Raw genomic sequence first — 21988 nt, forward strand, 5'->3', positions numbered from 1 at the left:
TTCTTTTTTTGTATTATATCATATTTTCAATATACTTCAAAAAATTATTGTTTTTCTTTGTTTAAAAAAATTGAAATATTAAAGATTATAAAAATAAATACTATTGTTATAGAAGCTAAAGTTTGACTTTCCAAATAATACCTTGCATTTGAAAGTTTGTAATTAATATTAGATATTAAAGGGAAATAATCAACAGATTGCATAGTATATGAAATTGTAAATTCTCCAAAAATAATAGCAAAAATCTGTAAAAAAACAGATAGCAACGTATTTTTTAATATTGGAAGTTCTATAAAAAGAAAGGTTTTTACAGTATTAGCTCCATCAATTTTTGATGCCTCGATTATTGAATAATCAAAAGATAAAATTCGTTGTTGCATAAAAGTATAAGCGAGAGGAACACTTATAATTAAATAACCAATACCTAAAAGAATAGGATAAGAAATTGAAAAATTAATATTTAAACTTAAGAGACCCATAGCTAAAAAAGCTGAAGATATACCTAAAGATGAAATAATAAAAATATTAGAAAATAACATTTGTTTATGAGTTTTTATATTTCTTAAAATGATATAGGTAAAAAATATTACTAAAATACTAACAATAAATGAAATAAAAAATGTATTGTAAAAAGCTTTTAGAATTGGATAATATAAATTCAAATCCTTTGAAAAAAGATTCGAAAACCCTTTAATGGTGAATTTTTTATTAATAAAGTCAAAAAAGCCTGATAAGGTCCCTGTTAAAACTATAGAATATTCATAAATTAAATAAAATATAGAAAATACAGTAATAAAAATATTATTTTTATACGTATAATTTTCTTCAACATTTAATTCATAAATTTTCGGTATAGATATGATATAATTTAATGTTAATAAAACAAAAAATTGAATCAATGCATACGTAAGGGCTTTTGAAAAATCAAGAGAACTTCTTAATGTCGTAAATATAGCTACTTCAAATGTTGAATATTTAATGCCTCCAAGTGAAAGCACAATGGCAAAACTAACAAAAGAATAAGTAAATACCAAAAAAGCAGCCTTTAATATAGCTGGTAAAATAATAGGTAAAATGATTTTATTAAAAATAGTTGATTTATTTGCACCATCTATAATAGCGTTTTCAACAAAATTTTTCGGAATAGATTTTAATGAATCTGATATATATTTTACGAAAATAGGTGAATTATAGAAAGAATGAGCCATAATAATAGCTGTTAAGGTATATAAAATATTTATTTTAAAAAGATGATAAAAAATACCATTAGACCCATATAGCAAGGAAAAAGCTATTATTGTCGGTATTGGTGGAAAAAAGAATGGTATAAAAAAAGAATCATCTAATAATTTACTCAATAAATTTTTATTATTAGCAACATAAAAAGCTGGAAAAATACCTATAAAAAAAGAAAAAAAAACAGATAAAGAAGATTGAATTAAAGTAAATTTTAGAATTCTAATTGTTCTGCTCTTCATTATAGTTGATAAAAAATTTTCAAAGTCAAAAAAATTAATTATTAAATTTCCTATTGGGAATAACCATAAAAGTGAAAAAATAATAATAAGAATATATAAATTTTTTTTCATAAGATCCTCCTAAAAAAAGAATGGTGGTGAAAAGATGAATAAAAACATATTATTAATTTTAATTATTGTAATTTCAACTTTTGCATTTGCAAAATTTATATGGCCTCCATATTTAACAAATCAAGGTGAGACATATGCTACTATTAATTTTAAAACATTAGATGAAAATATTCAAGTAAAATTATATGAAGAAAATGTTTTAATTAAGAAATACGATAAAATAAAAAACGGATTAGTTCATTTAAAACTAGAAAAATTAAGGCCAAATACAAAATATACATATGAAATAATAACAAACGATGATTATTATAAAGGATATTTTAACACAAAGAATGATGATAAAAAAAGATTAAGATTTATAGTATATGGAGATACAAGATATTATGACAAACTACATAGAATGATAATTGAAAAGATTATTAAAGAAAATCCAGAATTTGTTTTTAATGTTGGAGATATGGTTGAAAACGGAAATGAAATAAGATATTGGAATAATTTCTTTAATGTAATAAAAGGATTAAATGCTTTTTATTATCCTGTACTGGGAAATCATGAAAGAAATTCAAAAATTTATTATGAAGCCTTTGACTTACCAGTAGGAGGAGGAGAATACAATAAAAGATGGTATAGTTTTTCATACAAAAATGCACATTTTGTTGTGTTAGATTCCATTATTAGTATAAGTTCTGATTTATTTGAAAAACAAACCAAATGGTTAATAAAAGATCTTGAAAATAATAAAGATAAAAATATAATAGTATTTTATCATTATCCATTTTGGAATAATTCTGCGCAAGTCTGGAGAAAACAGAATACAAAATTAGAAGAAAAATGGAGACCAATATTTGAAAAGTATAATGTTAAATTAGTTTTTAATGGTCATGTTCATGGATACGAAAGATTTGAAAAAAATGGAATAGTTTATATTACAACAGGAGGCGGTGGAGCACCATTTGATAAAGGTACAAGAAAAGAATTTGTTCCAAATACAAAAAAAGTTGTATATGGAACATTAGAATATGTAATTGTAGAAATTAATGACAAAAGTATAAAAATAATAGTCAAAGCTGTTGGAGAATCAAAAAATTATAGTATGTATAATGTCAAACCAATAGACAAACTCATAGATTTTATAGAATTAAAATAAATTATATTGACTTTTAACAAAGTATGTTATATAATAATAGATGAATTGTGGGGTCGTGGCGCAGCTGGGAGCGCGCTACCATGGCACGGTAGAGGTCGTGGGTTCAAGTCCCATCGACTCCACCAAAAAAATGGGGAAATTACTTCCCCATTTTTTCATTTTTTATGCTATAATTTAATGGAGGGAAAATAATGGAGAAAAAAGTATTTGTTTTTGATTTAGATGGAACATTACTAAATTCAAAACAAGAAGTAACATTAAGAACAATAAATGCCATGAAAGCTATTTTTGAAAAAGGATATTTTATTATTATAGCAAGTGGGAGAATGTACAAATCAACAAAAATGATAATAGAAAAATATTTCCCTTTTTTAAAGAAAATACCAATTATTTCCTATAACGGCGCTTATGTAATATCTCACACTGGGGAAGTTATTTTCGAATCAGATATTCCTAAAAATGATGCAATAGAAATTATAAAAGAAGCAAAGAATGAAAATATACATGTTCAAATTTATTTAGATGATGAGTTGATAGGTGAAAAAGATAATGAAGAAATAAGAGGATATTCAAAACATTCTGGTGTTGAATATAAAATAGTAAAAAGTTTAGAGGAATATATTTTAAACAAAAAAAGTCCTACTAAAGTATTAGTAATTGCCAATAAAGAAAAACTTGATGATTTCCAAAAAAATATGGTATCTAAATATAATAATAAATTAAACATTGTAAGATCTTTTAATATATATCTCGATTTTTTAAATAAAGATTCTTCAAAAGGAATAGCACTGAAAAAGCTTTCAGAAATTTACGATTTCGATTTATCAAAAGCTTATATCTTTGGGGATAGTGAAAATGATATTTCGATGTTAAAATTATCAAAAAATTCATATGCTATGAAAAATGCAAGTGAACATGTAAAAAGTGAGGCAAAAAATATTGCACCATCAAATGATGAAGAGGGTGTCGCCATTGTTATTGAAAAAATATTGTCTGATATTTCTCATTATTAATATCTTTATTATCTCATTTTCAATGAAAATTCCAGTATATAAGAATGAAAAATTTATAGGTTATATAAATACATCTCTTGAAGATTCATTAAACGAAGAGATTTTAAATGGTTATTGGTTGAATTTAATGGAAATAGATAAAGAATTAAATTATTTTATTTTAGGTACATTAAATTCATATGATACTATATATGAGTTCAGTAAGGAATTAGGGAGTTATTTATTAGAAAAAGGGTATGATTTTATAATTTTTGGAAATCTAAAAGCATTAGAAAAAGGATCAGAAAATTTTTTAGATTATATAGCGAGTTCTCCTTTTATAGTTTCACAGGTTTTATATACTATGATTAGAGGGTTTGAAACAGCCGGAATTTTTCCTATAATTTATTATGGAAAAGATTATAATCAAGAAGTTAAAAATTCTTTGGATAATAAAGCAGGTAAAATAAGTTATTTTTCGGATTTCGATAACCAAAATTATATGTTTTATGATAAAATAGAAAAGAAAGTATATTTAAATAAAGAATATATGCCAGAATTAAGTTGGGATTTATCAAACGAATATAATTTAGAAGATGTAATATTAAATATTTTTGAAAATTCCATAATAATAACAGGTTGGTTGGGAAATAATTACAAAGTTTATTACAGAGAACTACCAAAAAATAGTAAGGAAAAAAGCATAATATATTTTTCGAAAAAAATCGAAAAAAAGATTAATGAATTTTTAGAAAAAAATATAACCATATATTCCGCAAAGAAAAATTGGAATTGGTAAAATGGATAAGGGGGGAGATTATGAATAAAAATTATGAAAAAAAGGTAAATGAACTGGAAATAGAGAATGATAAATTGAGAAAAGAAATAAAAGATATTAAAGAAGAATTAGAAAATATAAACAATTTATTAGAAGAGTATAATAATTTTTCTAAAGAAGAGATAGATGCATATAGTGATTTTGTAGAGGGATTTGTCGAGAGAAAATTCATAGATCCATCAACAAGAGTATATTCAAGAGAGTTTTTTGATAAGATATTCTTTTTACTTCTTGAAACAGCTTTTGAAAAAAATAATAATTATGGTTTAATAATTGTAAAGATTCCAGAATTAGAGAATTTAAATTATAAAGGTGAATATTATAAAGGACCTGAGATGGAAATAGGAAGAATTTTAAGAAATAATGTTAGATTACCTTTAGATCTTGTTATGAGATACTCTAAGACTGTATTTTCAATAATAATACCAGATATTGATGAAGAAGTATTATTTAAAGTAACAGATAGAATAAAATATCAATTAAAAAATTTTACAAAATCACCAGAAACGTTAGAATTTTATTCTTTCTATTTGCCAAAAGATTTGACATCTACAGAGGAGATATTAAAATATTTTGATTAGTTCAAGATTGGAGGATAAAAAATGGAACATAGATTGGAGATTGAAACTATGGGTAAAATAAAGGTTGTAGGACCTCAAAAAGCATATGGTGAAATAACTATATCAGGTTCGAAAAACTCAGCTTTACCCATATTGGCTGCAACATTACTAACTGATGAAGAAATAATTCTTCATAATATACCTAATTTGGCTGATGTGAATACAATGATTGAAATATTAGAAAATGCAGGTAAAAAAGTTTCATGGGAAGAATCATCTTTGATTATAAAAGCGCATTCAAATATAAATTCTGTTTTGCCATATGGTCCAGTAAGAAGGATGAGAGCATCTTTTAATGTTTTGGGCCCATTAACTATAAGAAACGGATATGCAAAAGTAGCCTTACCTGGAGGTTGTTCTATAGGGGTTAGACCTGTAAATTTTCATCTTGAAGGCTTAAAAAAATTAGGGATAGAATCAAAAATAGAACACGGTTTTACACACTCGAAATACACAAGAACTCCGGAAAAAGTACATGTTTCGCTACCATTTCCTAGTGTTGGTGCAACAGAACATCTTATAACAACAGCAGTGTTATTAGAAAATACAGAAACAATAATAACCAATTGTGCACAAGAACCTGAAATAGTTGATTTGTGTAATTTTTTAATATCAATGGGAGCTAGGATAGAAGGGCATGGTACATCAAATATTAAAATTTATGGTGTGGAAAAGTTGTATGGAACAGAATACAAAATTATTCCAGACAGAATAGAAGCAGGAACTTATGCAATATTAGGCGCGGTTTTAGGTGAAAAAATAATTTTGAATAATGTTATTGAAGATCATATTTTTTCATTGTTAGATATATTTGAAAAAATGGGTGTAAATTATAAGATGGAAAAAAACACTTTAACAATTGAAGGGATTTCAAGACTAGAATTGTCACCAGTTGATGTTGAAACAGCGACTTTTCCTGGGTTTCCAACAGATTTACAACCACAATTGATGGCCCTTTTGAGTTTAATACCAGGAAGATCTTCAATAACAGAAAATGTTTTTAAAACGAGATTTAACCATGTTGATGAACTTAATCGTATGGGAGCTAAAATATTTGTTGAAGGTAACACAGCAATTATTACTGGCGTAACTAAACTATCTGGGGCACCATTAGAAGCAACAGACTTAAGAGCATCGGCAGCTCTTTTAATTGCATCTTTAATTGCTGATGGTGAAACCATAATAAATAATGTGGATCATATTTTTAGAGGTTATGAAAAATTGTTTGAAAAGCTTGAAAAAATGAATTTAAAAATTGAATATAGTGAATAATGAAATGAGCAATTGATATTGCTCATTTTTTGTTATTAAGTAAGTAAAAAAGAGCTTTTTTGTTTTTTTGTTTAAATTTTAACAAAAATAAATCATAATCGATATTGAAAATTTTTTCATAAGAGAGTAAAATAAGATTGACTAAAATAAATTGGAGGGATAATCTTGATATCAAAGATTGTTAAAAGTATTCAACCATCAATAACTTTAGAATTAAATGCTAAAGCAATTGAAATGGAAAAAGCAGGTTATGATGTGGTAAAGTTAACTGCAGGTGAGCCAGATTTTATTACCCCTAAAGAAATTATCGAAAATGCATATAAAGCTATGATTGAAGGAAAGACAAAATATACAAACTCAGCTGGAGTATTAGAATTAAGAAAAAAAATTGCTAAATTTATAAATTCATCGAGAAAAACAGAATATACTGCAGAAAACATTGTAGTTTCAAATGGAGGAAAACAAGCGTTATACAATACATTACTGGCTTTATTAAATCCTGGTGATGAAGTAATTGTATTAGACCCGTCGTGGGTAAGTTATGAAGCTCAAATAAAATTAGCAAGAGGTATTCCCATACATGTTCCATTAAAATTTAAAAATAATTTTATTCCACGAGCAGTTGATATAGAACCATATTTAAGTGAAAAAACAAAAGCAATTATAATAAATTCACCAAATAATCCAACAGGTGCAGTATATCCAGAAGAAACATTTTTCGAAATATACAATTTGATTAAGAACAAAAATATATATTTAATTAGTGATGAAGTATATGAAAAATTAGTATTTGAAGGTGAATTTTATTCTCCAACTCAAATTTCAGAATTAAGAGAAAAAACAATAATTATAAATGCATTTTCAAAAACATGGTCAATGACAGGTTGGAGAGTTGGTTATTCTGTAGCTCCTATCGAAATATCAAGAGAAATAAAAAAGATACAAAGTCATATATCTTCAAATATAAATACTCCTGCACAATATGGAGCACTTGCAGCTTTTGATGTTGATATTGATTACTATATAGACAAGTTTAATGAAAGAAGAAAATTTGTAATGGAAAAGATGAAAGAAGTTGATCTTGAATATGTACATCCACATGGTGCATTTTATTTATTTATAAATATTTCCAAATATGATAATGATGATTTTAATTTTGCAAATCAATTATTAAAAACAAAAAAATTAGCAGTAATTCCTGGTAGTGGATTTGGAGCAAAAGGATTCATAAGAATATCATATGCTAATTCCATAGAAACATTAGAAAAGGGGCTGAATAGATTATTTGAATATATAGATGAGGTGAAATAATGAAAGTAGATTTATTAACGGCTGAAATAGGTAGTACAACTACTATTGTAACAGCTTTTGATAAAATAGATTCTAAAAAGCCTTTAATTTTAGCTCAAGGTGAATACTATACCACAATTAATGAGGGAGATATAACTATTGGTATAGAAAAAGCTTTAAAAATAATAGAAAATAAATTAGGTGAAAAAGTATCATGGAATAAATTTCTTGCAACTTCTTCTGCTGCAGGTGGACTTAAAATGACTGTTCACGGCTTAGTATATGATATGACAGTAAAAGCTTCTCGAGAAGCAGCGTTAGGCGCAGGTGGAGTTATAAAATACGTTACTGCTGGAAAAATGAGAAAATCGCATATAAAAAAAATTCTGGAAATAAAACCTAATCTTATCTTTTTAGCAGGTGGAGTTGATTATGGAGAAGAAGAAACAGTCTTACACAATGCAGAATTGCTCAAAGATTTACCTATAAAAGTTCCAATAATATATGCTGGTAATATTGCAGTAGTAGATGAAATTAAAGAAATTTTATCTAATAAAAAGTTATATATAACAGAAAATGTATATCCAAAAGTTGATCAATTAAACGTAGAACCAGCAAGAAAAGTTATACAAGAAGTTTTTTCTGAGCATATTATTCATGCACCTGGAATGGAAAAAATAGAAGAATACGTTGATGAAAAAATAATTCCAACGCCAGCTGCAGTAATGAGAACAACACAATTATTAAGTGAAATGTATGAACATGTTTTAACAGTTGATATTGGTGGTGCTACTACTGATGTTGATTCTGTGACTGAAGGAGATCCTGAAATTCAAAGTATTATGATAAGTCCAGAACCAATTGCTAAACGTACAGTTGAAGGAGATATGGGTGTTTTTGTTAATGCGCATACAGTAATAGAATTAATAGGAGAAAAAATCTTGAGAGGGAAATTTTCTAGTTTTGACGAATTAGTAAAAGAAATATCACCATATCCTAAAAAAGAAGAAAATGAAAAGTTTATGTCAGAGCTTGCTGAATATTGTTTTATTGAGGGTATTAGAAGACATGCAGGAAAGAAAAAACATATTTATACACCATTAGGAAGAAAGACAATAGCACAAGGGAAGGATTTAACAGCTATAAAATATATATTTGGAACTGGTGGGGTTTTAACGAGATCTAGATTTAATCAAAAAATACTAACATCTATTCATGGGCAACATAGAAAACATCCAGATGAATTATTACCAAAGAATATTAAAAAGGTCGGATATGATAAAAATTATATTTTTGCACCAATTGGGGTAATTTCAACAATAGATAAAGAAATTGCAATGAACATATTGAAAGAAGATTTGGAATTCTTCGAATAAACAAAAAAGGATTCTCGTTAGAGAATCCTTTTATTATAACCACTTTTTCCCTTTAAACCATAAAAACGTCATAAACATAATTATAATTGATGAAATAATTATATTTATATAAACCAAAGGATTTTCCTGAAATGGAAGTCTTACATTCATTCCATAAAAACTTGTTAAAATAGTAGGTACCTGAAGCAATATAGTTACAACAGTCAAAATTTTCATCACAATATTTAAATTATTAGATATAACTGATGCATAAGCATCCATCATTCCAGATAAAATATTACTGTATATATTAGTAACCTCAATAGCTTGTCTATTTTCTATTAATGTATCTTCTAATAAATCTTGATCATCTTCATATAATGGAAGTATCTTTCCTTTTAAAAGTTTTTCCATCATTATTTCATTTGACCTTAATGATGTGGTGAAGTACACTAAACTTTTCTCAAGATACATCAATGTTTCAAGTTCATAGTTTTTCATGGATCTATGTAATTCTTCCTCAACTAAATCAATAGTTTTATTTATTTCTTTTAAGTAATCCAAAAATAATTTGGCATTTTTATAAAATATTTGAAAGATCATTTTACTTTTTTTATGTGGATTTAAAAGACCTGTTCCGATCATCTTATCAATAAAATCTATCTCCTGCCTCATTGATAATAAGATGTAATTTTTGCCAATTATAATACCCAAAGAAACAGTTTTGTAAGGAATTTTTTCATTTTCTTCATTTCTCATGGGAACTTTTAGAATTAATAAAATTGTATCTTCATCAATTTCAATACGTGCTCTTTCATCTTCATCAAGCGAATCGCTGATAAAATCCGGATCAAAATTTAACAAGCTTGATAACATATGAACTTCATCCTGTGAAGGGTTCACAACTTTAATTAATGCATCTTGAGAAAAGCTTTTTGTCTCCACTAACCTGTGTTCAATTCTGCTATAAAATTTTACCATATTAATTCCTCCTTTATATATATTTTATGGGGGTCTAGACAAAGGATCTTCGCTACAACTAAAATAATCCATAAAATTCACCTCTCTTTTAGTTTGATATAAAATAATTATACCATAATTATTTTCAGTTTTTCATAATTATAATGGAATTTATCTTATTTGTTAACAAAAGTCTTGTTTTTTAAATAGTTAATTGAATAAGAAATTAGAAACAAAGAAAATAGTGTAACCACAATAGAGGGGCCAGGTGGAATATCGATAAAATATGCAATAACAATTCCTAAAAACCCAGATAATATACCTATAAAACTGGAAATAACAATCATTTGATTTAAAGACTTTGCAAATAATTTAGCTATTACACCAGGTGTAATAAGTAAAGAAGTAACTAAAATAATACCAATGATTTTGACAGAAGTTACCACCACTATAGAGACAATGATTAAGAAAATATAATTTATCAAATTTATAGGTACGCCGAAATTTTTTGCCATTCTTGAATTATATGCGTAATATTTTAATTCTTTATTAAACGCAATGACAAGGAATAATATAATAAAAGATACAATACCAAGTATTTTCACATCTTGACTATTAACCATTAAGATATCGCCAAACAAATAACTTGAAATTTCTGGTGTATATCCAGGTTTAAGATATAAAAAGATTACACCTAAAGCCATTGAAAAAGATAGTAGCATGCCTATAACACTATTTTCACTTATCTTTTCTTTTTTGCCTATGAAATAAATAGCTGTTCCGAATAGGATAGCTGTAATAATACTAATAATATCAATGTTAAAATCAAATAGCACAGCTAAAGCAATACCACCAAAAGCAGTATGTGCAGCGCCCTCACCAATGAATTCCATCTTTTTTAAAACAATATAATTTGACAGAATAGAAGCGCTAAAACTGGATAAAATAGCAGCTAAAATTGCGTATATTATAAAATCATAAGAAAATAATTCAATCATTTCTACTCACCACTTTCAATGGCTTATCAATATGAACGAGTAATTCTAATTCTTCTGAATATATCTTTTTCAAGTCATCTGAAGTCATATCAATTGAGTTTTTATGACAATGTAAAGTTTTGTTTAGGCACATAACAGTATTAACTTTTTTTAAAACCATAGAAATATCATGACTTACTAAAATTATAGTCATACCTTTTTTATTAAGATCTTCCAAAATAGAATATATTATTTTTTGAGCATTACTATCTACACCAGCTTCTGGTTCATCCAATATTAAAATATCAGGATCACTTACTAATGCCCTGGCTAAACTTAATCTTTGATACTCTCCACCTGAAAGCTTTCCTACATTTCTATTATATAAATATTCAATATCAAGCATTTTCATAATATTTCTAACCTTTTCATAATGTTTTTTCTTATACCTTTTAAAAACACCAACTTCATTATACATACCCATTAAAGCGACTTCAAAAGCTCTGATAGGGAATGTTCTGTCGAATTCGTCTTTTTGTGGAACATACCCTATTTTCCCATTGATATTCACACTGCCAATATAATTTTTTATTTCACCAACTAATATTTTTATTAAAGTTGATTTTCCAGCACCATTTGGTCCTATTATTCCTACAAAATCATTTTTATAAATATCAAAATTAATAAATTTTAAAATTTCAGTATTTTCCACATTATAGCTCAAATCTTTAACTGAAATAATTTTTTCACGCATTTTTTTCACCTTCTCTTTGACAATCCTTACATATACCTTCAAAATATAAAATGTGATCTGTTATTTCAAATTGAATATTATTTTCTATATAGTCTTTAAATTGCTTTTCAAAACATAAATCCAGACGTTCAAACTTTTTGCATTTTGTACAATATATAAAGTGAAAATGTCCTTTAGGCTTATAATAATAAGTTATCTTATCAGAAAAAACAATAGATTTTAAAATATTTTCTTTTTCAAAAAGATTTAAATTTCTATATATAGTAGATAAATCATATTCATTATTTAAAAGATTATAAATTTCTTCAGCGTTTAAAGGATAATCTATCTTTTTATATAAATCTAAAATGTCTCTTCGAGGTTTCGTTAACTTCATAATATCACCTTACAGCATTTAATATATTTAAAAAATTCATCAAATAAAGCTCATCAATAGAATTATAATTTGATCCTAAAGGGTCTAATTCGCCTAAATTAATTCTTAATATTTTAGCTAACTTTTCCGCTAATTTTTTATTTAATTGTGGTTCTGAAAATAGAGCTTTAACCTTATTCTTTTTAGCTAAATCAGAAAGTCTTTTTATTTCAGAAATAGATGGTTCAACTCCGGGAGAATTCTCAATTACACCAGCAATATTAATATTGTATCTCTTTGTAAAATAAGGAAATGAATTATGAAAAGTAATGATACTTCCATCGATTTCGTGTGATTTTATTAATAAATATGCATCCAAAAATTTTAGTTTATCTTTTAATATTTCAGCATTTGTTTCATAAATCTCTTTTTTTTCAGGATTTATTTTGATTAGTTCATTAACAATACCAGGTATAATATAAGTGTAAGTTAAATGTGGATTTAGCCATATATGGGGGTTGTAATAAACACGTTCATCGTTGCCAGAATTATAATGTTCATCATTGTCATTCAATATTAATTCATTTTTCGGGATTAATTCGGAAATATAGAGAAAAGGTATATTTTTATTTTTTAAGTTAGAAATAATGTTTTTTATAAATATTTCTGAATTTAACCCATTGAAAATTATTAAGTCGCTTTTATAAATTTTAATAAGATCTTTTGAGGAAATAGAATAAGTGTGAGGGCTTTTTCCTGCGGGAACAATAACATTAATGTTATCATTAACATCCACAATATCTTTTAATATCAAGTAATATGGATAGATAGAGACAGAAATATTAATTGAATAACTAATAACACCGATAATTAAAAACAATAATAACATGTATTTTTTCATAAACATCACCTCCAAATAAAAATCATTTGCAAATGCAAACCATTTGCAATTATAATATTATAATATTAATTGTATATGAATAAAAGAAAAATGGAGCTTTAAAGCTCCATTTCATATTTTTTTATAGTGTCTTTATTTATTTCATTGAATCTTTCTTCAACGGTTTTTTTAAAAATAGGATGTTTCCAATTAGGTGAGATATCATTAAGAGGAACGATGACAAAATCTCTATCAAACATATGTTTATGAGGTATATTTAAATTCTCTTTTTCTAAGATGATATCTTCATAATATAAAATATCAAGATCAATTTCTCTCGGACCCCATTTGAATCTGTGTTTTCTTTTTAAAGTTTTTTCTATATTTTTACATAATTTTAAAAGTTCTTCAGGCGTTAGTTCTGTGTCTATCAACACACAGGCGTTCAAGAAAATATCCTGATCTTTGAATCCCCATGGTTCCGTTTCATATATATCAGAAACTTTTATGATTTTAGTTTTTTTAGACAATAATTCTATAGCTTTCTCAATATTTTTCAGTTTATTTCCAACATTAGAACCTAAAGCAATTGCACTTAATATTTTTTATACCCCCTTAGTGCTTCTATTGTTTTTACAACCCTATAATTCTCTTGAACATCATGAACTCTTATTATCTCAATATTCTTTAAAGCATAATAAGAAGTTAAAGCTAAAGTTCCTTCTAATCTATCTTTAGTATCAGGAAGGTTTAGAATATTTCCAATTGTACTTTTTCTTGAATGTCCCATCAATATAGGATAACCTAAAGCCCTAAATTCAGAGATGTTAAAACTTAAATTAAGATTATCCTGTACTCTTTTTCCAAAACCGAAACCAGGATCAATAATAATTTGATCTATACCATGTTTATTGGCATATTCTATTCTTTCCTCAAAATATTCCATCAATTCACTTATACAATTTTCATAATATGGATTCTTTTGCATATTTTTTGGTGTGCCTTTAATATGCATAATAACAATAGGTAATTTAGCTTCAGCAACAACATTTACCATATTTTTATCAAAGCGCATTCCAGAAATATCATTAATAATATCAGCGCCATTTTCAATAGCGAGTTTAGCAACTTCTGATTTATAAGTATCAACGCTTAAAACAATATCACTAAATTCACTTCTTAATTCTTTTATTACAGGTATAACTCTTTCTATTTCTTCTTTTAATTCAACACTTTCTGAACCTGGTCTTGTAGATTCTGCACCAATATCAAGTATTTCAGCGCCTTCTTTGATCATTTTTTTAGCTTGTTCAATAGCCTGTTCAACACTTTTAATTCTACTTGGAGCGTGAAAAGAATCAGGAGTTATATTTAAAATACCCATAATTTTGGAATTTTCACCAAGAGAAAGATTTCTGTTATTATTTATTGTATACTCCCACTTTCTTTTTTTTATATTTTTAAATACCTTATCTAAAGACTCTTTAACCTTTGGTATATCCCAATAATTCATTGTAGATAATTTTTTTATTAATAAATCGTATTGTTTTTTTGTTCCTATTAAAAGAATATTAGTTTTATCAATTTTATGATTAATAGCATATTTATGAATAGCAACATCTCCACCACGAGATAACATTTCTTGTTTGATGATATTTGCACTTGTGACATCAATTTCTTCTATTAGAATATAATAATGTTCCATTTTTGATTTAAATATTGGAATACTGTTAGGATCAACATGAATCTCTTTTTCTAAATCAATATCCTCAAACATTCTAATTCTTACCATGCTTTTCCCTCTCTTTCAGAAAAAGCATTGTGATTGTGTATACTTTCATAACTAATTACTTTAATTTTATATCCTCCAATTCGATTATCATTTTCTAAAAACACACTTAAATCTCTAACGACATCTTCAACAAAGTGTGGATTATCATACATATGTTCAGTGACATATTTTTCATCTTCTCTTTTTAATAATGAAAAAACCATACCACTAGAAGATTTTTCAACATATTTAGCTATTTCTTCTAATTTGATTTCATCATTTAATTTTAATCCTATTTCAACTAGAGCTCTTTGATTATGGGCACCATAGTTAGAAATAGCCTTCGAACATGGGCACAATGTAATTATAGGTATAGCTAAATATAATTTAATTTCATCATCAATAACTTCGTAAGTAACGTCACATTTAGTATAACTTTCTAATTTTGTAATAGGAGCTTTTTTTAAAGAAAAATAAGGAAAAGAAACTTTAATATAAGCTTTTTTTGCTTCTAACACATTTTTTAATTCTTCACTCATATCTAATAATTTTTTTTCAGATAAATTATCATAATATTTATTTAAAACTTCTACAAATCTACTCATATGGGTTCCTCTAACATTTTCATCTAAATCAACAAGCATAGTAAAACTACCAATTGTATGATTACCATTAAAAATTATAGGATATTCAAGATCAGAAATTCCAACACCATGGATATATATCCCTCTACTATCTAATTCGGATTGAACATCTTTCAATTCATTCACCCCTGTAGTATACAATATTATTTTCTGTTTCATATAAAGCAATCTCATATAAATTGCAATTTTTTCTTTTTAATTTTTTTTCTAGTTTATTCCAAATCCACATAGAAATGTTTTCTGCAGTAGGTTGTTCTATAATATCATTGAGATATGAATGATCAAGTATATTTAAAACTTCTTCTTTCACAATTTTTTTTAATTCCAAAAAATCAATAACCATACCCTCATCGTTTGTTGTTCCTTTTACAGTAACCTCTAATCTATAATTATGTCCATGTAAAGATTCACACTTTCCATGATATTTTATTAAATTATGTGCAGCAGCAAAATTAAAAACCCTTTTAACTAACATAATACACCTCTTTTCATCATTTTTAAATTATTATATCACAAGAGCACAAATTAACTTTTTCAATTTCATTTCAAAAATTATAACTTTAATGGTCCAAATTAATTAATGTGATAATTTTTCCATTTGTTTTAATATATTCAATAAACTCTTTGAATAATGTATATTTTTCAATAGTTTTGATATTTCCAATTATTATTAATTTTCTTTTTGCTCTTGTTATAGCAACATTTAATCTCCTTTCATCAGTTAAAAAACCAATTAAACCTTCTTCATTGCTTCTCGTTAATGAAAAGATTATTACATCTTTTTCTTTGCCTTGAAATCCATCAACAGTATTTACAGTTCCTTCGATTTTCTCTTTTAAAAATTTTACCTGATCGTTATATGGTGAAATAACTCCAAAATCAATCTTTTCATTATTTAATATATTTGCAATTCTTATAATAATTTTAGCTTCAAAAGGGTTATACTTTGAAGTTGATCCTTTTTTCATTACTTCAAATTTTTCAGGAACTAAAGAAGTATCAACAAATACGATAGGTGTTTTATCTAAAATTTCATTATAAGGATATTCAAAATAATTTGCTTTTATATTTAAAGTTTTATTTTTTACCGTTTTATGACTTTTCAATATACCATTATAAAACTTATTATTAGAAAATTGCATTATAGCCTCATTCATTCTATATTGAATTGTTAATATAGATGAATTTTCCGGATATAGATTTATTAATTTTTCAAATAAGGTTCTTGATAAAACTTTCTTTGCTTTATTATTTAATATTGTTGGAGGCAACTGTTTATGATCTCCACCCATAATGATTTTTTTACCGTGAACTATTGGAATATAACATGAAGGCTCTGTTGCTTGCGATCCTTCATCAATAACAATTGTATCAAATTTAATTTCTTCTAATTCCTCGATTCCAGCGGAACTATTTGTGCTAACTATAACATCACTTTCCGAAATAATTTTTTTTATTAAATCGTTTTCCAATCTTCTTGCTTTATTATATAATTCTTGTACTTCGTTATTTAATTTGATCCAGTTATACATTGATTTCATAGCTTTTGGAAATATCCCTCTGGTTCCTCTTTCTTTTAAAGCATATTTTTCTATTTGAGAATCAGTTAATCCTCGTCTAAATTGTGGTGTGGGTTTAATATAATTATCTCTTTCTTCAGATAATTTCATAGCTTTTTCTCTAATTTCATTAATCTTTTTATATTCATGGTGATTTTCAACGAGATAAAATAATGAATGTTGTTTTAATTTTGTATCTATTCGTGTCGGATGCCCCAGTCTGCACACTTTAATATGAGAATATTTAACAAGATTAAACAACAAATTGTCTGTTGCAGTATTTGAGTCTGCTGTCGCCAAAACTTTTTTACCTAATTTTATTTCCTGTAATATTACTTCAGTTAATGTTCTGGTTTTTCCTGTACCTGGTGGACCATGAATTAAAAAAACATCTTCACTTCCTGATGCTTTTTTGACAGCTTCTTTTTGAGAATTATTTAATGCTGTATCAAAAAAGGTTAAATTCATTTTTTTAGGTATTTTTGGCTTTTTATTTCCTAAAATAATGGATTTTAATATTTTTAATTTACCTTCAGCGTAATGTAATTTTAAAATAGCATTTTGCATTCTTTTGAAAGTAATTTCATTTAAATATAAATCTATTCTTATATTTTTTGATTTTTGAACCCATATAGGAGGATTATTTGAAAATGCTATTATAATATATTTATTTCCAATTTCCGTAACAGAACCGGTTAACTCGCTTTTTAATGGGTTTCCTTTGCTTACTAAAACAATATCTCCAACTGATATATCGGTTTTAAAAGATTCTTTCCTTCCAAATTTAATTAAATGAAGCCTTCCCATTTCTTTTACAATATATTTGCCATTTAAGTTATTTATAGCTCGACCGATCTTTTCCCTATTTTTTCCATATTGCTTTATTTCATTAATCATGGCTTTTATTTCAGCTTCTTTTTCTAATTCAATGGCCTCATATAAAATTTCTAAAAAATTCATAGTAACCTCCTCATTCTCTTTCTTTTTTTATTTTACAGCATTTTCATAATATAATCAACTCTTGAATTTTGACTTTTGATAGTATATAATTTAAAATATAAAATGTATTGAAAGGAGAAATTATGATTTCTAAATATCCGGAAAAATCATGGTCATTTTCTAAATATAAAACATTAATGAAATGTCCAAGAGCTTATTATTATTCGAAATTTTTAATGTGGGGTGGTTGGGAAAGAACTGCTTCAGAAAGGTCAAGAAAAGCATATAGGCTAACCAAACTAACGACAATAGAACAATTTTTAGGAGCATTAATACACAAATATATAGCAAATAATATAACAGCTTTAAAAATAAAAGATATAAAAAGTGCTATTAATTATATAGGAAAAGAATTTAATAAAGCTGTATATTCTTCATACAAATTGAGAAAAGAATGGGAATTAGATCCTAAAAATTATACCATGTTTTATTCAGTTTACTATAAAAACAGAAATCTATTTGAAGATAAGTTAGGAAAAGAAATAAAAGAAAAAACAAACGTCTTACTTAACAATTACTTTAATTCTAATACATTAAAAGACTTGCAAAATGGAATAAAAATTATCGAAATAGATAAAGAAAAAAATTATCCTTCTTTTTTCATAAGAGATTATAAAATATATTCTATAGTAGATTTAATGTATGAAAAAAACAATGAAATATATATTATTGATTGGAAAACTGGTAAAAAATCATCTGATGATGAATTTCAATTAAAATTATATGCATTATATGCATATAAAAATTATAATATTGATTTAAATAAGATTACACTTATTAACGAATATTTATATGAAGGAACATTTGAAAAAAGGAAATATGGCAAAAATGAATTATTAGAAGTAGAAAAATTTATAGAAGAAAAAATAACCGTCATGGAAGAATATTTAGATGATAAAGAAAAAAATATCCCCAAATCAGAAGCATTCTTTCCTGCAAAAACTTCAAAATATAACTGCAAATGGTGCAATTTTAAAGAAATCTGCCCAGAATACAGTGAAAGTTTCATAAATACAAATATTTGATTAATAAATGTTTTATTGGCTATAACGAAAATTTTTTGTATAAATGAAAATAATCTTCTTTAATTATTTATAACTATTGTTTATCATATTTTGAATAATATGTAAAATATGTTATTCTTATTTCAGAAAACGTTTTCGAAAACGTTTTCTGAAGGGAGTGAATTAAAATGAAAAAAACAGGTATTTTTAATTCCGAAATATCTTCAATTGTTGCATCTATGGGTCATACGGATAAAATTGCAGTTGTAGATATGGGTTTTCCAATTTCTAATAACGTAAAAAAAATTGATTTAGTAGTTGACAAAGGAATTCCTAGCTTGGAAGAAGTTGTAAAAAGCATATTAAAAGAATTATCAATTGAAAAAATTATAATTGCCAAGGAATCAAGTGAAGAATTCATATCTATGATGAAAAAAATAAATAAAAATATTGAAATAGTATCTCACGAAGAACTTAAAAAAATTGCTAATAATAGTAAAGCAGTTGTTAGAACAGGTGAAGTAAAACCTTATTTTAATGCTATTTTTGTTTCAGGAGTGATATTTTAATGTTATTGAAATTACAAAATATAACAAAACGATTTCCAGGAGTACTTGCTTTAGATAAAGTTAATCTTGAACTTGATTTTGGAGAAGTTCATGCATTGTTAGGAGAAAATGGTGCAGGAAAAAGTACCTTGATAAAAATAATAGGTGGAGTCTATAAAGCAGATGAGGGTAAAATTTATTATAATGGAAAAGAAATAAATTTTTCATCTCCTTCTGAGGCTATAAATAATGGCATTGCTACAATACATCAAGAATTAAATTTGTTTGAAGATTTAACAGTTGCAGAGAATATATACGTTGGAAATATTCAAAAATCATTGATAAATAAAAAGCAATTAATAAAAAAAGCACAGGAAATATTGTCAAAAAATAATTTTAATATTAAAGCAGAATCATTAGTAAAAGAATTAAATACCTCAGAAAAGCAATTAGTGGCGATAGCTAAATCATTATCCCTAAAATCAAAAATAATTATAATGGATGAACCGACCGCCTCTATTACAGAACATGAAACCCATAATTTATTTAGAATTGTAAAAGAGTTAAAAAATCAAGGGATAGGTATTATATTTATCTCGCATAGATTAGAAGAAGTATTTGAAATAGCAGATAAAGTCACTGTTTTAAGAGATGGTAAGTATATTGGGAGTGGATTGGTAAAAGATTTTTCTCAAGAAGATTTGATTAATATGATGGTTGGAAGAAATATAAAAGAGATGTTCCCAAAATATAATGAAACTAAAGATGAAGTAGTATTTTCTATAAAAAATTTAAATATAGGAAAATTGGTGAAGAATGTTTCTTTTGAAGTAAAAAAAGGTGAGATATTTGGAATTGCAGGTTTAGTAGGATCAGGAAAATCTGAAATTCCTTTAGGGATATATGGTTATATGCCAGCAAAGTGGGATGAATTAATTATAAATAATAGAGAGATTAAAAAAATAAAAGACCCAAATAAGGCTTTAGATTATGGTATAGCATTAGTTCCAGAAGATAGAAAAAGTATGGGTTTAGTTTTAGATTTAGATATTGTAAGAAATATTATTCTACAAAATATAAAATTAGTAGAAAAATACGGTATTCTTTTTTGGAAGAATGCAAATAAAATAGCAGAAGAAGAGATAAAAAAATACTCAATAAAAGCAACATCATATAAGCAAAAAACAGGTAACTTATCAGGTGGGAATCAACAAAAGGTCGTTATTTCAAAAGTTTTAAAAAGAGATCCTAAGGTTGTGTTTTTAGTAGAACCTACAAGAGGGATAGATGTTGGTGCAAAAGTTGAAGTATATAACATTGTTAATAGATTAGCAAATAATGGCAATGGAGTAATTTTTGTATCTTCAGAATTACCTGAGATAGTAAGTTTATGCGATAGAGTTTTAGTTATGCACAGAGGCAAAAATATGGGAATATTGGAAGGTGATGAAATAACACAAGAAAATATTTTAAAATTAGCTACTGGAGTTGATATTTGATGGATAAAAAAATTATTTTAAAGAAGATGAAAGAATATCCAGCTATTGTAGGATTCATAGGCATTTCTATTTTGTTCTCCATTCTAAGCGATAGGTTTCTTACAGTATCTAATATAATTAATGTTTTTAGACAGGTGTCAATTCAGGCAGTAATGGCTTTTGGAATGACAATGGTTATAATTTCTGGTGGTATAGATTTATCCGTTGGTTCTATTTTTGCATTATCTGCAGTTATAATGGCTTCTGTTTTAAAAACAGGTTCTGTGTTTTTGGGAATTGTTATAGCATTAGTTGTAGGTGCATTAATGGGATTTGTTAATGGCTTTATTATAGCAAAAGGAAGGATTCAACCATTTATTGTTACATTGGCTACTATGGCCATAGGAAGAAGTTTAACATTAGTATATACTCAAGGAATGCCGATTACAGGATTTCCATCAACATTTAGAATTATAGGAAGAGGATATTTATTTGGAATGCCATACCCAATACTAATAATGCTAGGAACATTCGCTTTAATATGGTTCATATCTTCAAATACTAAGTTGGGGTTGTATACGTATGCAATTGGCGGAAATGAAACTGCTGCAAAACTTAGTGGTGTTAAAGTTGTAAAATACAAGATAATTATATATATGATTAGTGGTGTTTTATCAGCTGTAAGTGCCATGCTTTTAACAGCAAGACTTAATAGCGCCCAACCAACATTTGGTACTGGATACGAATTAGATGCTATTGCTGCTGTAGTATTAGGTGGTGCAAGTTTATCAGGTGGAAAAGGAAGTGTTGTTGGTACTATATTTGGAGCATTAATAATGGGAATAATAAATAATGGTCTTAATTTATTAAATGTATCTCCCTTTTATCAACAAGCTGTAAAAGGTATAGTAATTCTTATTGCAGTTTTGTTGGAAAGGGAAGATTAATAGGGGGTG

The 21988-nt window shown here is 26.3% G+C and carries 22 protein-coding genes and 1 tRNA gene; 12 read left to right on the forward strand and 11 right to left on the reverse strand.

Translation table 11 applies throughout. The annotated features are described in order from the left end of the window. Positions 1-44: 44 nt before the first annotated feature. On the reverse strand, positions 45-1589 hold the full coding sequence (locus tag BUA62_RS04555; protein ID WP_072863908.1) for an ABC transporter permease: 1545 nt from the start codon (positions 1587-1589) through the stop codon (positions 45-47). A gap of 34 nt (positions 1590-1623) precedes the next feature. Between BUA62_RS04555 and BUA62_RS04560 the strand changes: the two genes are divergently transcribed. The 8 genes from BUA62_RS04560 (at position 1624) to BUA62_RS04595 (ending at position 9124) form a co-directional block, all read left to right on the forward strand. Further along, complete coding sequence (locus tag BUA62_RS04560) at positions 1624-2736, forward strand: metallophosphoesterase family protein (protein WP_072863910.1); 1113 nt, start codon at positions 1624-1626, stop codon at positions 2734-2736. Positions 2737-2785: 49 nt separating this feature from the next. After that, a tRNA-Ala gene (locus BUA62_RS04565) sits at positions 2786-2861 on the forward strand. 66 nt (positions 2862-2927) lie between these two features. Further along, the gene (locus BUA62_RS04570) at positions 2928-3749 is read left to right on the forward strand and encodes a Cof-type HAD-IIB family hydrolase (protein ID WP_072863912.1); all 822 of its coding nucleotides are present in this window, start codon (positions 2928-2930) and stop codon (positions 3747-3749) included. Continuing rightward, positions 3709-4527, forward strand: coding sequence for a hypothetical protein (locus BUA62_RS04575; protein WP_072863914.1), 819 nt, complete (start codon positions 3709-3711; stop codon positions 4525-4527). The genes BUA62_RS04570 and BUA62_RS04575 overlap by 41 nt, the downstream gene beginning before the upstream one ends. 20 nt (positions 4528-4547) lie before the next feature. Beyond that, the gene (locus BUA62_RS04580; protein ID WP_072863916.1) at positions 4548-5147 is read left to right on the forward strand and encodes a diguanylate cyclase domain-containing protein; all 600 of its coding nucleotides are present in this window, start codon (positions 4548-4550) and stop codon (positions 5145-5147) included. Between the two features lie 48 nt (positions 5148-5195). Then, positions 5196-6458 carry a UDP-N-acetylglucosamine 1-carboxyvinyltransferase gene (murA, locus tag BUA62_RS04585; protein ID WP_072863979.1) on the forward strand — a complete coding sequence of 421 codons (1263 nt, stop codon included), beginning with the start codon at positions 5196-5198 and terminating at the stop codon, positions 6456-6458. A gap of 165 nt (positions 6459-6623) precedes the next feature. After that, a complete protein-coding gene (gene aspC, locus BUA62_RS04590) occupies positions 6624-7769 on the forward strand; it encodes an aspartate aminotransferase (RefSeq protein ID WP_200782327.1) in 1146 nt (381 codons plus the stop codon). Beyond that, the gene (locus BUA62_RS04595) at positions 7769-9124 is read left to right on the forward strand and encodes a GlmL-related ornithine degradation protein (RefSeq protein WP_072863920.1); all 1356 of its coding nucleotides are present in this window, start codon (positions 7769-7771) and stop codon (positions 9122-9124) included. Before aspC ends, BUA62_RS04595 begins: the two co-directional genes overlap by 1 nt. Positions 9125-9157: 33 nt before the next feature. On the opposite strand, the gene BUA62_RS04600 is transcribed toward BUA62_RS04595, so the two are convergent. The 10 genes from BUA62_RS04600 to BUA62_RS04645 form a co-directional block, all read right to left on the reverse strand. After that, entirely contained in the window at positions 9158-10084 is a 927-nt protein-coding gene (locus tag BUA62_RS04600; protein WP_072863922.1) for a magnesium transporter CorA family protein, read from the reverse strand. Positions 10085-10239: 155 nt separating this feature from the next. Then, on the reverse strand, positions 10240-11061 hold the full coding sequence (locus BUA62_RS04605; RefSeq protein ID WP_072863924.1) for a metal ABC transporter permease: 822 nt from the start codon (positions 11059-11061) through the stop codon (positions 10240-10242). Further along, positions 11054-11794 carry a metal ABC transporter ATP-binding protein gene (locus BUA62_RS04610; protein WP_072863926.1) on the reverse strand — a complete coding sequence of 247 codons (741 nt, stop codon included), beginning with the start codon at positions 11792-11794 and terminating at the stop codon, positions 11054-11056. The genes BUA62_RS04605 and BUA62_RS04610 overlap by 8 nt, the downstream gene beginning before the upstream one ends. Beyond that, the gene (locus BUA62_RS04615; protein WP_072863928.1) at positions 11787-12170 is read right to left on the reverse strand and encodes a Fur family transcriptional regulator; all 384 of its coding nucleotides are present in this window, start codon (positions 12168-12170) and stop codon (positions 11787-11789) included. Before BUA62_RS04615 ends, BUA62_RS04610 begins: the two co-directional genes overlap by 8 nt. A gap of 4 nt (positions 12171-12174) precedes the next feature. Next, entirely contained in the window at positions 12175-13050 is an 876-nt protein-coding gene (locus BUA62_RS04620) for a metal ABC transporter substrate-binding protein (RefSeq protein WP_072863930.1), read from the reverse strand. 98 nt (positions 13051-13148) lie between these two features. After that, positions 13149-13631: a 2-amino-4-hydroxy-6-hydroxymethyldihydropteridine diphosphokinase gene (gene folK, locus BUA62_RS04625; protein ID WP_072863932.1), complete on the reverse strand. Its 483-nt coding sequence runs from the start codon at positions 13629-13631 to the stop codon at positions 13149-13151. Beyond that, positions 13625-14821: a dihydropteroate synthase gene (folP, locus tag BUA62_RS04630; RefSeq protein WP_143148327.1), complete on the reverse strand. Its 1197-nt coding sequence runs from the start codon at positions 14819-14821 to the stop codon at positions 13625-13627. Before folP ends, folK begins: the two co-directional genes overlap by 7 nt. Then, positions 14815-15561, reverse strand: coding sequence for a GTP cyclohydrolase FolE2 (folE2, locus tag BUA62_RS04635; RefSeq protein WP_072863934.1), 747 nt, complete (start codon positions 15559-15561; stop codon positions 14815-14817). Before folE2 ends, folP begins: the two co-directional genes overlap by 7 nt. A 1-nt stretch (position 15562) precedes the next feature. After that, positions 15563-15919 carry a 6-carboxytetrahydropterin synthase QueD gene (gene queD, locus BUA62_RS04640; protein WP_072863936.1) on the reverse strand — a complete coding sequence of 119 codons (357 nt, stop codon included), beginning with the start codon at positions 15917-15919 and terminating at the stop codon, positions 15563-15565. A gap of 85 nt (positions 15920-16004) precedes the next feature. Beyond that, positions 16005-17963 (reverse strand): IGHMBP2 family helicase, encoded by a 1959-nt coding sequence (locus BUA62_RS04645; protein ID WP_072863938.1) that lies wholly within the window; start codon positions 17961-17963, stop codon positions 16005-16007. Between the two features lie 122 nt (positions 17964-18085). On the opposite strand from BUA62_RS04645, the gene BUA62_RS04650 reads away from it, so the two are divergent. The 4 genes from BUA62_RS04650 (at position 18086) to BUA62_RS04665 (ending at position 21979) form a co-directional block, all read left to right on the forward strand. Then, complete coding sequence (locus BUA62_RS04650; protein WP_072863940.1) at positions 18086-19027, forward strand: PD-(D/E)XK nuclease family protein; 942 nt, start codon at positions 18086-18088, stop codon at positions 19025-19027. Between the two features lie 167 nt (positions 19028-19194). Further along, the gene (gene rbsD, locus BUA62_RS04655; protein ID WP_072863941.1) at positions 19195-19575 is read left to right on the forward strand and encodes a D-ribose pyranase; all 381 of its coding nucleotides are present in this window, start codon (positions 19195-19197) and stop codon (positions 19573-19575) included. Beyond that, positions 19575-21053, forward strand: coding sequence for a sugar ABC transporter ATP-binding protein (locus tag BUA62_RS04660; RefSeq protein WP_072863944.1), 1479 nt, complete (start codon positions 19575-19577; stop codon positions 21051-21053). Before rbsD ends, BUA62_RS04660 begins: the two co-directional genes overlap by 1 nt. After that, the gene (locus BUA62_RS04665; RefSeq protein WP_072863946.1) at positions 21053-21979 is read left to right on the forward strand and encodes an ABC transporter permease; all 927 of its coding nucleotides are present in this window, start codon (positions 21053-21055) and stop codon (positions 21977-21979) included. The genes BUA62_RS04660 and BUA62_RS04665 overlap by 1 nt, the downstream gene beginning before the upstream one ends. Positions 21980-21988 lie beyond the last annotated feature (9 nt).

It is taken from the genome of Marinitoga hydrogenitolerans DSM 16785 (genome assembly GCF_900129175.1).
Classification (GTDB): Bacteria; Thermotogota; Thermotogae; order Petrotogales; family Petrotogaceae; genus Marinitoga; species Marinitoga hydrogenitolerans.